Here is a 12,967-nt window from a genome sequence, read left to right as displayed (position 1 = left end):
CGGAGCGCTCATGACGACCATTGCAGAACTCGGAATCAAGGTTGATTCCGGCGATGCCGCGCAGGCCGCTACCGATCTGGACAAACTGGCTGCGGCTGGCGGCCGGGCAGAGAAGGCCGCTGACGGCGTTTCCTCGGGATTCGACAAAGCGTCGACTGCAGCATCCAGCTTGTCCTCGGCTGAGGGCAAACTCAACGAAACAACAGATCAGGCCATCTCTCGGCTCACAGCGATGGCCAAGGCTTCGCTGGATTCGAGCGAGTATTACCAGCGTCTGACGACCAGCGTTACCAGCAACACGTCGGCGGTAGATGCCTCAAGCTCATCTGTCAGCAGTCTTGCAGCGCTCCGGCGTCGATTGCAGGCTGATTCTGATGCCTTGGTGGGGTCGACCGACCAACTTGCTGAATCGACGAAGAAGGCAGCGGCCGCTACCGGCATTGAGGCTGAAGGGCTCCAGGCACTGCTGGGTAAAATCAACCCTACGCTGACAGCGCTCGGCAAACTTGATGAGCAGCAGGCTCAGCTCCAGAAATACAAGAACGCCGGTCTCATAGATGCCGATACGTTCAAGGAGTACTCGACACGGATTGATGCATCGCGTCAGAAGCTCGGAGACTTCAGTGAAACACTGAAGAAAACTGGCACTTCATCTACCCAAACTGAGCAGGCGCTGCGTCAGTTGCCATCGCAGTTCTCGGACATCTTTACCAGCCTCGTTGGTGGGCAAAACCCGCTGCAGGTTTTTCTCCAGCAAGGCCTTCAGATCAAAGACTCTTTCGGCGGTATTGGGCCGACGATTGATGTCCTGGGCGGTAAAATCAAATCCATCCTGGGGATCGGGAGTGGGTTAGGTTCGGTAGGGGAGGCTTTTGAAGGCGTAGGTGCAGGGGCCAAGGCCGCAGCCGATGGCGCAGAAGCTGCTGGGCAAAGCCTCGGCAGTGTCGCGGAAGGGGCCAATACGGCTGCCGATGCTGCAAAAAACGCTAAGGAAGGCATTACCGCGCTTGGTGCAAGTGCCTCTGGCGCAACGACCAGCATGCTGTCCATAGTCGCAGGCGTAGCCGCATTTGCTGCCGTTGTCGGCACACTGGTTCTGGGCTATAGCCGAGGCAGTAAAGAGGCGGATGATTACAATAAAGCCCTGATTCTGACTGGAAACTATGCTGGATCTTCAGCAGATCAGATAGCAAGCGTCGCGAGCCAGGTAGCAGCTACAAATGGGACGGTAGGCGAAGCTTCGGCCGCACTGATCATGCTTGCGAATAGCGGTGTAGTGGCAAGTAGTAGCTTCAAGACAATCGCTGACGCCGCAGCGGCGATGGACGACGCAACAGGCAAGTCGGTCGAGTCAACCGTTGCCGAGTTCGTCAAAATTGCGAAGGATCCGGTCGCAGCCGCCAAAACTCTGAATGATCAGTACAACTTTCTCACTGCATCGGTCTATTCACAGATCGTTGCGCTAAAAGAGCAGGGTGACGTAGTCGGTGCAGCTGACCTTCTGACTAAAACATATGCCGAGACGATTGAGGCCCGATCCAAGCAGGTGACGGACAATCTTGGGCTTTGGCAAAAGGCTTGGAAGGGCATAAAAGATGCTGCGAGCGGTGCTCTCGACAGCGTCAATGAGGTAGGGCGTGCCGATACGCTTGATGAGCAGATAGCTGATGTTGATCGCCGAATCGCACAGGTAGGAGCAGGTGGTTTTGGACTCTTTTCAGACAAAGAAAAGACCCTGGAATCGCTGAAAGATCAGAAAACCTTTCTGGAGGACGCAAAGGCAGCGAAGGCTGATATCGCTAAATACGATGCGGAGCAGACTCGCACCCAGCAGGAGGGTATAGCGGCCGGTCAGCGCCTGAAATTAATCAGCGATTCCAATCTCAGCAATGCAGAAAAACGGAATAAGCTCGAAAAAGCATACTTGCGTGATGTTGAAGTCCGAAAGAAAGCTGACCCCACCGACCCAATGGTGCAGCCCGACTACGTCGCCAAGACCCTGCAGAACATCAAGGACAAAAACAAAGACCCTGCCAAACCTGCGACAGCGGTCGACCTGACTGCCTTCAACGATGCGCAGAATCAGCTTAAGTCGATCACCGGCTATTACGACGGCATCCAGAAGGAACTGGACGCATCGCAGAAAGCTGGACTGGTGTCTGCCGAGTCCTATGCCAGCCAGCGTGCAGCGATTGTCGAGCAGCAGAAGGATGACGTGACATCGGCCTATCAGGCAGAGATATCGGCACTTGAAGCGGCCAAGGGCAAGGCATCCACCAGCGCCGAGCAACGGATTCAACTTGATCAGAAGATCGCCGACGCTCGCACCTCGATGGTGGAGGCGCAGAAGAAGGCTGACACCGAACTCTCTGTTTTGGCTACCAGCGAAATCGGTAGGCTAAAGAAACAGGAGTTGGCTGTTTCTACCTACACCAGCGCTTTGGAGCAGCAGGTCAAAACGTTGCGCCAACAGGGGCTGCGCTCTGCGGCAACGCTTGGCATGGGCGATCGCCAGCGCGGACTGACGGACCAGCAGAACTCCATAGATGACCGGATTAACCAGCAGAAGGTCGAGCTGGCCAACCAATACGGTGATGGCTCTCGGGGCATGAGCCTCGACGAATACAACCTGAAACTGGCTGCGCTCAACAAGAACCAGCAGGATCTGCGTGACGCTGTCCAGGCCAACTATGACGATATGACCGTTGCCCAAAACGGCTGGAGCTCGGGAGCATCTTCTGCGTTCCAGGACTATTTGGAGCAGGCCAGAGATGTAGCTGGACAAACAAAAACGCTATTCACGAATGCTTTTGACAGCATGGATGACTCTCTGGCGAATTTTGTCATATCAGGGAAATTTTCGTTTTCTGATTTCACAAAGTCCATTTTGTCCGACATGGCTCGTATTGCAACGCGCCAGGCCAGTTCCGCTCTGCTCGGGAGCCTTTTCGGAGCAGCTACAAGCTACTTTAGCGGTGGAGCATCAGCAGCTACCTCATTCGGTTCTGCGACGGGATCTACAGCTGCTGGCTACAGCGATTCAGCCCTAAGCGGCTGGTCTGGTGTGGCTCAGGCCAAAGGCGGTGCATGGTCCAACGGCGTGCAGATGTTCGCCAACGGCGCTGCGTTCACAAATAGCATCGTCAGCAAGCCAACGGCGTTTGGAATCGCTGGCGGCGGCGTAGGTGTCATGGGTGAGGCCGGCGATGAGGCAATCATGCCGCTGACTCGAACGGCGGGCGGCCAGCTCGGCGTCCGTGCGCTGGGTGGGGGCGGCAGCAGCAGCGGAACCAACACCTACAACTTCCCCGTCTCGGTATCTGTCCAGACGTCCGGCGAATCGGGCGGCTCAAGCACTCAGGAAGCATCTACTCAGTTGGGCAAAGGCATCCAGCAGGCGGCGAAAGCCGAGGCTGAGACAGCAATTGCTCGAGCACTGCAGCCTGGCGGCTCTATCTGGAGGCTCACAAATGGCAGGTAGTCATGGCGATTGAAACCTTTACCTGGCCAACCCAGCATGGAGACGCGCCCGATATCACCTATCGGGTGCGCACCTCCAAGTTTGGCAATGGCTACAAGCAGGACGTCGGCGACGGACCGAATAACAAGGAGGATTCATACCCGATCACATTCACCGGCACGAAGGAAAGGGTCATGAAAATCATGGAGTTTCTCGACAAACACGCAGGTGCGAAAGCGTTCCTTTGGACCACTCCGCTCGGACAGCTTGGTCTGTTCACCTGCAAAAACCCAGTACCCACCCCGGTGGGTGGCAACGTATTCAAATTGACGGCCACGTTCGACCGGGCCTTCCACCCTTAAGGACATCCCATGCCGTTGATTGCTGATATCCAGGCGCTTGAGCCGGGCAGCGAAGCGCTGTTGTTTGAACTCGATGGCTCTGATTACGGCGCGGACATTTTGCGCTTCCATGGTCATGCCATCCCGCACACTGCCGCTGAACTGATAGCTGTCGGCCTTGAAGCTGATCAACTGCCCGCCAAATCAATCTGGTGGCAAGGCAACGAATATGGGGCCTGGCCCATGCAGATTGACGGCATTGAAGCGAATGGCGACGGTACGGCAGTCCGGCCCACGCTTTCCGTGGGTAACGTCAACGGCCGTATCACGGCGCTCTGTCTGGCGTTCGAGGATCTGCTTGAGTTCAAGCTGACAATGCGGCATACGCTCGGCCGATATCTAGACGCCGAGAACTTCCTTGGCGGCAACCCAGACGCTGATCCCTCTCAGGAAACGATTGAGGTCTGGTATCTCGATCAGAAGACCAATGAGGACGGTGAAACTGTCACTTGGGAGCTGGCCAGCCCAGGTGACGTCGGCGGCGAATCGATTGGCCGGCAGATGACCACGCTTTGTCACTGGTGCCTCACTGGTGGGTATCGCGGGCCGAACTGCGGCTACACCGGTCCATACGTCGATAAGGACGGGCAACCCACCGATAACCCTGAACTTGATGTCTGCGATGCCACGTTGACGCGCGGCTGCACGCCGCGTTTTGGGGCTGGCAACGAAGTACCCTTTGGCGGCTTCCCCGCCGTATCCCTGATCGCGCGGAGCTGACCATGCTGAAATACATACTGGCGGCGGTGCAGGCGCACGCGGCGGCTGAATACCCGCGCGAGTCATGCGGGCTGCTTTTGAGCGTGGGGCGGAAGCAGCAGTACTTTCCCTGCTCCAACACTGCGACCGATCCGAACGAAGAGTTTCGCATCAGCCCCGAGGATTACGCCGCAGCAGAAGATGTGGGTACCGTGATCGGAGTTGTCCACTCGCACCCTGATGCGACCAGTCGACCTTCACCGCGCGACTTGGCGATGTGCGAAGCTACGGAACTGCCCTGGCATATCCTCAGTTGGCCCGAGGGCGACTTGCGCACCATAGTGCCCACCGGCAATACGCCGCTTCTGAAGCGCCCGTTCGTGCATGGCGCGTGGGACTGCTGGCAGGTCTGCGCCGATTGGTACAAGCGCGAGTTCGGCCTGGAGTTCGAAGCATTCAAGCGCACGGATGGCTGGTGGGAGAGCGCCGAGGCTGAAAGCCTCTACGAATCCAACTACAAGGCCGCTGGCTTCGTCCGTGTCGATCAGCCTCAACGTGGCGACATGATCGTGATGGAGGTAGGGCGGACCAAGCATCCGAACCACGCTGGCATCTACCTCGGCGCGGACGCTTCGCTGACTGGCGAGGATGCTGGCGTGTTCGGACCTGGGCCTTTCCTGTTGCACCACCTATACGGCAGACCATCGGAGATCATCGTTTTCGGTGGTCCGTGGCTGGATCGGACACGCCTGATATTGCGGCACAGTGAAAAATCTTCTTTTTGACTCTTACCGCCAGAACCGTCCCTGCTACAGAAATCCATTCAAAATATACAACGCTTAGATTTAGTAAACGCCTATACATACTCGGTAAAATGATATTCTCACGCCAAACATGGAGAGTAATTTATGCGCGTTTTTTTGATGATGTTTGTATTGATGCTTTCTCTTTCGGGGTGTGCTTCGAAGCCCACCCCGGAGCAAATCCAGGCTGCCGACTACGGCGCTTCGGTATACCAAGCTGATGCGGAAAAAGCTGTCAGGAGTTTTTTTCAGATCTATTTGAAAGACCCTGAGTCAGCCCGGTACAGCTTTGGCTCTGTTTATAGGGGGTATGTGGTTGGAAGTGTTTTTGAGGGTAGGAAGGTTGAAGGCGGCTATCTTCTTGAGGTGGCAGTGAACGCTAAAAACAGCTTCGGCGGGTATGTAGGGGCCAAAAATTACAGATTTCTGATCCGAAATGACCGTTTAGTCGGTGGGTGGGATATGGGGACCAGCAATATACCTGTCAAAATCCTGTAATCGCGAAGCTGAGTAAAAATCGAGTTTATTCGAAGCCGCCTCCGGGCGGCTTTTTCATGCCCGGAGAAACGCATGGCAGCCATTCATTACTCACCCATGACCACGATCAAGCTATCTGGATCACTGGCCCGCAAGTTCGGCAGGGTGCATCGCAGGCAGATCGAATCAGGCCAGACCTGGGAGGTGTTCAAAGCCCTGAAGGCAACACTGGAAGGTTTTGCTGAAGAGATTAGACGCCTTGACCGGCTCGGCATGCGCTTCGCGATATTCCGCAACGGCAAGAACGTCGTAGAGGAAGGTTTCGGGCTTGGAGGCTCGCGCGAGGTCAGGGTTGTGCCGGTGCTGCATGGCAGTAAGCGGGGAGGTCTGATACAGACTGTCCTTGGCGTTGTCCTGATTGCAGCAAGCTTCTTCGGAGCTCCCACGGCCCCTGCGGGGATTGCCTTGCTGGCTGGCGGTGTGATCCAGATGCTTAGCCCGCAAGCGGCAGGCATCAAGCAGAGCGCTGCGCCCGAAAACTCCCCTTCCTACGCATTCGGCAGCGCCAAGAACACCACGGCCAGCGGCAACCCTGTCCCGATCTGCATCGGCGAGAGGCGCTGGGGCGGGGCGATCATCTCGGCATCGATCTACGCCGAAGACAAAACGTAACCACATTCGCAAGACCGCGCCGCCCGAGAGGCGGTTTTTTATGCCTGGAGAAAAGCATGGGCGCAGCACTGAAGATCGATATCCACGGTGAGAAAGGCGGCAGCAGCAGTCCGAAGTCGCCGACCGAGGCCTCCGATAGCCTGCGCTCCACCAACCTGGCCAAGCTGCTCATCGCCGTAGGTGAGGGTGAGTTTGAAGGCACTCCGACGGCTGCCGACATCTATCTCGACAACACGCCGATCAACGATGCCAGCGGCAACGTCAATTTCCAAAACGTGAAATGGGAATGGCGCACCGGCTCGGTTGATCAATCGTACATCCCTGGCATTCCATCGATCGACAACGAGACGACCGTCAACGTCGAGCTGCGCAATGACTCGCCCTGGGTTCGCTCGATCACCAATACTCAGTTGTCAGCCGTGCGCGTGCGCCTTGCATGGCCCGCGCTCCAGCAGCAGGACGACGAAGGGAATGTCGGCGGCTACCGCATTGAATACGCCATCGACGTGGCCACCGACGGTGGTATCTACAAGGAGGTGCTGCTGGAGGCCGTGGACGGCAAGACCACCACCCGCTACGAGCGCTCGCGCCGTATTGATTTGCCCGCGGCGACATCCGGCTGGCAGATCCGCGTCCGCCGTCTGACCGCCAACCAAAACACCAACAAGATCGCCGACACCATGCTGGTGGCCGGGCTCACAGAGGTCATCGACGCAAAGCTGCGCTACCCGAACACAGCGCTGCTCTACATCGAATTTGATGCCGAGCAGTTCACCAACATTCCGGCCGTTACGGTCAAGTGCAAGGCGCGTAAATGGCAGGTACCGAGCAACTACGACCCGTTCACCCGAACCTATTCGGGCGTGTGGGACGGCAGCATGAAGCTGGCTTGGACCAATAATGCGGCGTGGATCACCTACGGAGTCTGTACAGAAGACCGGTTCGGCCTAGGCAAGCGCATCAAACCGTGGATGGTCGACAAGTGGGAGTTGTACCGCATCGCGCAGTACTGCGATCAGGATGTCCCGAACGGCGTGGGCGGCGTAGAGCCTCGATTTCTGTGCGACATGAACCTGCAGGGCAAGGCCGACGCCTGGTCTCTGCTTCGCGATATCTCGGGTATTTACCGAGGCATGACCTACTGGGCCCAGGGCCAGCTGGTTGCGCAGGCCGATATGCCGCGCGCTCAAGACTTCGATTATGTCTTCACCCGCGCCAACGTTATCGATGGCAAGTTCACCTACGGCAGCGCCTCGGCGAAGACGCGCTACACCCGGGCAATCGTCGGCTACGACAATCCAGACAACAACTACGACACCGACGTCATTCCGTTCGCCGACCCTGTGCTACAGCGCCGTTTCGGCGACAAACCGACCGAGCTGACTGCGATTGGCTGCACGCGCGCTTCCGAGGCGCAGCGCCGCGGCAAGTGGGTCGTCATGAGTAACAGCCAAGACCGCACCGTCAGCTTCAGTACCGGCATGGAGGGCGCTATCCCGCTGCCGGGGTACATCATCCCGGTCGCTGATTCCCTGCTGGCTGGCCGGGAGATCGGCGGGCGCATTGCTGGGGCTGCTGGGCGAGTAGTGACGCTCGATCGTGACACACTGGCAAAGGCTGGTGACCGTTTGATCGTCAACCTCCCCAGCGGACAGGCTGAAGGCCGGACCGTGCAGTCGGTCGCAGGCAGGGCAGTCACCGTCACCGTCGCTTACAGCGAGACGCCTACGGACCAGCTGCAATGGGCGCTGGATGCCGACGACTTGGCTATCCCTCTGTACCGGGTGCTGAGCGTCAAGCGCAGTGCAGAAGGCGAGTACGCAATTACCGCTCTTCAGTACGAGCCGAGCAAGTTTGCCTACATCGACACCGGCGCCCGGCTGGAAGAGCGTCCGATCAGCGTCATTCCGATCACCGTTGTTCCATCGCCTGCCAGCGTTTCGCTGACGTCGACGACGGCCATCGCCCAGGGGCTGGCCGTTACAACGATGACCATCAGTTGGCCAGCAGTGGCCGGCGCGGTTGCCTATGACGTCGAGTGGCGCAAGGACAGCGGCAACTGGATCAAGGTACAGCGCACCGGCTCCACCAGCGTCGACATCACTGGGATCTATGCCGGTGCCTATCTCGCCCGGGTGCGTGCCGTTAGCGCCTATGACATCTCGTCGAGCTGGCGGAATTCGATCCTTACACAGCTCAAGGGTAAGGAGGGGCTTCCTCCTGCAGTCACGTCGCTGACTGCTGCGTCGCTGATCTTCGGCATCAAGCTGAAATGGACTTTCCCGCCAGGCGCAGAGGACACACAGCGCACTGAAATCTGGTACGGACCGACGACCGACCTGGCCAAGGCCACGAAGCTCAGCGACCTGGCCTACCCGCAGTCGGAACACGTCATGCAGGGGCTGCTGGCGGGTGTGACGTTCTTCTTCTGGGCGCGGCTTGTGGACCGGACGGGCAACGTGGGGCCGTGGTATCCGACCGGTATAGGCGTGATGGGACAGACCAGCAGTGATGCTGGGCCGATTCTTGAAATGATCGCCGGTCAGATAGGAGAAACCGAGCTTGGCCAGAAGCTGCTGGAAAAGATCGAGCTGATCGAGCAGTTGCAGGATCAGGTCAATGCACTTGACGGGCTTAAGGCCTACGAACCAGGGCAGACGTACGCCAAAGGTCTGCTGGTGGTGGTCGATGGTCGGATATACCAGGCCAAGCAGGCCGTGCCAGTTTCAACGCCGCCACCTAATGCGACGTACTGGGAGGATGTGGGCAACCTGCTGGAGACGGCTAACGGCCTGGCTGCTCAGGTGCAGACCCATACCACCGAAATCAGTGAGCTGAATGGTGTTGTCACTGCGCAGGCATCAAGCATGCAGGCGTTGCGTGCGGCTTACCGGGGCGACAATGGCGAGGGCGAGCTGGCGGATGCGCTCAAGGGATACAACAGCGCTGCCAGCATAGTCACCGAGTCAACTGCGCGCGCTACCGAGAACGAGGCTACCGCAAAGACTGTTACCCAGCTGACTGCAACGGTTGGTGAGAACGTGGCGCAGGTCACTGATCTGCGGCAGGTGGTGACAACCAATCAGGCTGCAACCGCTACGGCTATCAGCGACCTTAATGCATCGGTCGGCGATAGCCGGGCGGCAATCAGGTCAGAAGCCACTGCTCGGGCAGACGCTGACGGTGCGCTGTCTTCACAGATATCAACGGCACAAGCTACAGCAAACGGGGCTACAGCGCAGGCGCAGACAGCGAGCACTGCGGTATCAGGCCTGAACGGAAAGGTATCTGCGCTCACAACCATAAAGACGTCCACCACTGTGGGCGGAAGAACGGTTATGGCTGGCCTCGCTATCGGCGTTGAAGGGCAGCAGCAGGAGTCGCAAATTCTGGCCTATGCCCAGCGCTTCGCAATTCTTGATGAGTCAAGCGGGGCGCTGGCTGCTCCGTTCGCAGTTCAGAACGGTCAGGTTTTCATCAACTCTGCATTCATCCAAGACGGCTCTATAACGAACGCCAAGATCGGCAATGCCATCCAGTCGAACAACTACGTTGCGGGCGTTTCAGGATGGAAGTTGTTTTTCGATGGAACGTTTGAGATCAACTCAAGCTTGGGTGACGGCGGTCGTCAGACAATCAACGGGCAAGGCGGCAAAGTCTTTGACCAGAACCGTATTCGATATCAATGGGGGAACTTGGCTGTATGAGTTACGGAGCCAGGGTATGGGACGAAAACGGGAACTTGGTTATGGATACGACCACGTTCACTTATCAGGTGATTTGGCAGGGGGTTATTGATTTCAGCGACACGTCAGGATCAACGGCAAAGGTAATCACGCTGAGCATCCCTGGCTTTGATCCGGCGAACTGCGTCTTTATGGTCATCCCCACAAGGGCACAGGACATTCAGTCAGCTGAGGGCGATGCCACCGGCAACACCAAGTCGTACCCCTACGTGACCACATCGGCTGGCCAGGTAGTTCTGAGGTCAGCCAACCCGTCAGCCAATCTCGGCAACACCAACCAGACGCGCATCGTTGCGAAAGGCTTTGCAGTGAGGTTCAAGACATGAGCTTTGGCGTTATCAGCATCAACGATAGCTCTTTCGTGCAGATTGATTCGGAAACACCCCGGCTCTGCGTGCTCACGAAGGGCAGTTATTCAGGAACCACAAACGCGAACGTCACCTTTCCGCGCGCGGTAACAAGCGCTGATCCGCCGCTGGTCTTCATCAGACCTGATCAAAACGGCATCGTTCAGGTGCCGATATCGGTGTGGTTCACTGGCGGGCCTGGCAATTGGACAGGCTTCGCAATGAAGGCTTCAAACGTCCAAAGCACATTGAGTGGTCAATACTTCATTGCCGCATGGGCGTCTATGGGGACAGCGTCTTTCGGGATGCGTATTTGGGGGGCGGGCGGCGAGCTTGTGTATGACAGTGGGGCACCGCCAGTCGTAGTTACGTTCTCTGCTGGTAATTGGGCGTATGTGGGCAGCGAGCAACTAAGCGTTGGTCGGCGTTACATATGGAGCATTGATAAAGCGCTCGGGGTCGGAGAGTTTATATCCATAAACTCCTTCGCCTTCCATTGCCACAATGGTGCTAATGGCGGCGGCTGTGGTATCGGTGTCGATTACGCTAATTCAAAAATAATGCTGTACAGCCTTGCAACAACGGCATGGACCGATCAAGGTCATCGTCCATTTCTTTGCGCAAAACTTACCGCCTAATTCAAGTCGAATTATTAGGAGCGTTACATGCCTTGGTATAAAACGGGTACGGTTTCCGTCACCCTGAATTCCACGACTGTCACTGGTTCGGGTACCCAGTTCGCTGCCAACTGTAGAGCGGGTGATGCATTCCGCGGGCCAGACGGGCGGTGGTACGAAGTGGTGAATCCGGCCAGCGATACTGTCCTTTCGATTTCACCAGCCTATCAGGGTTCGACCGCGAGCGGTGGCAGCTACGCGTTGGCGCCCATGCAGGGCTACGTAAAAGATTCGGCAGACGCCCTCCGCGCGCTTGTGAATCAATTCGGATCGACGCTCGCAGTCCTCGGTACTTCAGGAACCCTTTCTGGCGTGAGAGCATCTCTACAACTGAGCAGCACTGATGGGCTCGGCGAGGGACAGGGCAATAAGTATTTCACGGAGGGGCGCGTTCGTGCGGCGGCACTCTCAGGATTTACGCTGGCTAATGCCGACCCCTCAAGCCAGATCACATCCACAGACTCAGTGCTTGGCGGCCTGCAAAAGGCCCAGGCTCAGCTCGCAAACATCGTAGGTTCTGGCTACATTGACGGGCTGATACCTACCTTCAATAGCTCGACATCTATTAGCGTAACGACGGGGTCCTGTTACATACCGGGTTTCAATCGGAACTATACTGCCAGCGCAGCACTTACGTTGAGCGGGCTCAATCTAATAGCTAACACCTGGTACTTCCTTTATGCATTCAATAATAATGGAGTGCTAGGCATTGAGTTGAATCAATCTGTTCCTGGGGATCCGTATTCAGGAAATGCCAGAACGAAACAAGGCGATACCAGCAGAAGGTTTTTGTGCTCTCTTCGGTCGAACTCCGGGTCAGGGCTTCTGCCGTTTCAGATTGACGTGACTGGCATGCTTCGATACATCGCCACCGTGTCAGCATCGCCCTTTAGAATTATCTCAGGGGCCACAAATACTTCACCTACTATCGTATCGCTTTCTGCGCTAGTTCCAAGAACAACACGCAATGCAAAATTGGTGGTAGTAAACGGCGGCACTCCTGTTTTGTTTCTTGGTGACACCGCTACGAATTCGATATTCGACAGGGTCGCCGCTGGAATGCAGGTTGGCGTTAACATTTTCGTTGATGCTGGTCAGCAGTTTATGTTTTACAACTCAGCTAGTGGCGGTGCCGCCACTTTCGATGTCGCTGGCTATGGGATGGAAAGATAATGCCTTTTGTAATTACAGATCACAGTTGGTGGGCGGTCAGCGAAGAGTTTGACGTTTCGTTGTTGGCCGAGGGAGAGTCATTTGTCGCTGAAATACCTGACTGGTTGAGAGAAAAGGTGGCTGCAGATGAGATCAGGCGCGACGCGACAAATCTGCTCAACACCAGGATTCGGAACGCCAATGATCAGGTTTTTGCCATCAATGGGCGGATCAGCAACTTGAACTGGTTGATCAACATCCAAGACCCGGAAGAAATGGGTGACGATTACGAGGCGCCAACCCAGGCTGATATTGACGAGCTGGCTTCGCTTCGCGCCCCGCTGAATAAGTGGAATAGCTACCTGAACAAGCTGACCAAGGTCGCCGCGCAAGCGGGGTGGCCGACCGACCCTGCCTGGCCAGTCGCTCCAGCGCCATACGTTTTGCAAATGGCAAGGGCATTGGCTGATATAACCTAACCCCCTGACTGACTTATTTGCCCGCCATAGAGCGGGTATTTTTTTGCCTGGAGA

At 56.8% G+C, this 12,967-nt stretch carries 11 protein-coding genes; all 11 read left to right on the top strand.

All coding sequences use genetic code 11. The features are described 5' to 3' along the window. The first annotated feature begins 10 nt into the window (after positions 1–10). A complete protein-coding gene (locus RYB09_RS01015) occupies positions 11–3,481 on the top strand; it encodes a phage tail tape measure protein (protein WP_316887155.1) in 3,471 nt (1,156 codons plus the stop codon). Positions 3,482–3,483: 2 nt separating this feature from the next. Further along, positions 3,484–3,822, top strand: a complete 339-nt coding sequence (locus RYB09_RS01010; RefSeq protein WP_058401793.1) for a phage tail protein — start codon at positions 3,484–3,486, stop codon at positions 3,820–3,822. A gap of 9 nt (positions 3,823–3,831) precedes the next feature. After that, positions 3,832–4,581 (top strand): phage minor tail protein L, encoded by a 750-nt coding sequence (locus RYB09_RS01005; RefSeq protein WP_316887154.1) that lies wholly within the window; start codon positions 3,832–3,834, stop codon positions 4,579–4,581. 2 nt (positions 4,582–4,583) lie between these two features. Continuing rightward, on the top strand, positions 4,584–5,345 hold the full coding sequence (locus tag RYB09_RS01000; RefSeq protein ID WP_316887153.1) for a C40 family peptidase: 762 nt from the start codon (positions 4,584–4,586) through the stop codon (positions 5,343–5,345). Positions 5,346–5,468: 123 nt separating this feature from the next. Next, entirely contained in the window at positions 5,469–5,861 is a 393-nt protein-coding gene (locus RYB09_RS00995; RefSeq protein WP_316887152.1) for a hypothetical protein, read from the top strand. A 72-nt stretch (positions 5,862–5,933) separates the two neighbouring features. Then, positions 5,934–6,512, top strand: coding sequence for a tail assembly protein (locus RYB09_RS00990; protein ID WP_316887151.1), 579 nt, complete (start codon positions 5,934–5,936; stop codon positions 6,510–6,512). 56 nt (positions 6,513–6,568) lie between these two features. Further along, on the top strand, positions 6,569–10,219 hold the full coding sequence (locus RYB09_RS00985; protein WP_316887150.1) for a DUF1983 domain-containing protein: 3,651 nt from the start codon (positions 6,569–6,571) through the stop codon (positions 10,217–10,219). After that, positions 10,216–10,584 (top strand): hypothetical protein, encoded by a 369-nt coding sequence (locus RYB09_RS00980; RefSeq protein WP_096104493.1) that lies wholly within the window; start codon positions 10,216–10,218, stop codon positions 10,582–10,584. The genes RYB09_RS00985 and RYB09_RS00980 overlap by 4 nt, the downstream gene beginning before the upstream one ends. Further along, positions 10,581–11,243, top strand: a complete 663-nt coding sequence (locus RYB09_RS00975; RefSeq protein WP_316887149.1) for a hypothetical protein — start codon at positions 10,581–10,583, stop codon at positions 11,241–11,243. The genes RYB09_RS00980 and RYB09_RS00975 overlap by 4 nt, the downstream gene beginning before the upstream one ends. Before the next feature lie 27 nt (positions 11,244–11,270). Continuing rightward, positions 11,271–12,455: a hypothetical protein gene (locus tag RYB09_RS00970; RefSeq protein WP_316887148.1), complete on the top strand. Its 1,185-nt coding sequence runs from the start codon at positions 11,271–11,273 to the stop codon at positions 12,453–12,455. After that, a complete protein-coding gene (locus RYB09_RS00965) occupies positions 12,455–12,913 on the top strand; it encodes a hypothetical protein (protein WP_316887147.1) in 459 nt (152 codons plus the stop codon). The genes RYB09_RS00970 and RYB09_RS00965 overlap by 1 nt, the downstream gene beginning before the upstream one ends. The last annotated feature ends 54 nt before the right edge of the window (positions 12,914–12,967 follow it).

Origin of the sequence: Pseudomonas syringae group sp. J254-4 (genome assembly GCF_032586855.1) — a bacterium.
GTDB lineage: Bacteria > Pseudomonadota > Gammaproteobacteria > Pseudomonadales > Pseudomonadaceae > Aquipseudomonas > Aquipseudomonas amygdali.
The sequence above is the reverse complement of the archived record's forward strand: the minus strand, read 5'-3'. Positions and strand labels throughout refer to the sequence as shown.

Excerpts from the sequence above, each read along its gene's own strand:
- RYB09_RS01015 (WP_316887155.1), top strand. The coding sequence starts at position 11 with ATGACGACCATTGCAGAACTCGGAATCAAGGTTGATTCCGGCGATGCC.
- RYB09_RS01010 (WP_058401793.1), top strand. The coding sequence starts at position 3,484 with ATGGCGATTGAAACCTTTACCTGGCCAACCCAGCATGGAGACGCGCCC.
- RYB09_RS01005 (WP_316887154.1), top strand. The coding sequence starts at position 3,832 with ATGCCGTTGATTGCTGATATCCAGGCGCTTGAGCCGGGCAGCGAAGCG.
- RYB09_RS01000 (WP_316887153.1), top strand. The coding sequence starts at position 4,584 with ATGCTGAAATACATACTGGCGGCGGTGCAGGCGCACGCGGCGGCTGAA.
- RYB09_RS00995 (WP_316887152.1), top strand. The coding sequence starts at position 5,469 with ATGCGCGTTTTTTTGATGATGTTTGTATTGATGCTTTCTCTTTCGGGG.
- RYB09_RS00990 (WP_316887151.1), top strand. The coding sequence starts at position 5,934 with ATGGCAGCCATTCATTACTCACCCATGACCACGATCAAGCTATCTGGA.
- RYB09_RS00985 (WP_316887150.1), top strand. The coding sequence starts at position 6,569 with ATGGGCGCAGCACTGAAGATCGATATCCACGGTGAGAAAGGCGGCAGC.
- RYB09_RS00980 (WP_096104493.1), top strand. The coding sequence starts at position 10,216 with ATGAGTTACGGAGCCAGGGTATGGGACGAAAACGGGAACTTGGTTATG.
- RYB09_RS00975 (WP_316887149.1), top strand. The coding sequence starts at position 10,581 with ATGAGCTTTGGCGTTATCAGCATCAACGATAGCTCTTTCGTGCAGATT.
- RYB09_RS00970 (WP_316887148.1), top strand. The coding sequence starts at position 11,271 with ATGCCTTGGTATAAAACGGGTACGGTTTCCGTCACCCTGAATTCCACG.
- RYB09_RS00965 (WP_316887147.1), top strand. The coding sequence starts at position 12,455 with ATGCCTTTTGTAATTACAGATCACAGTTGGTGGGCGGTCAGCGAAGAG.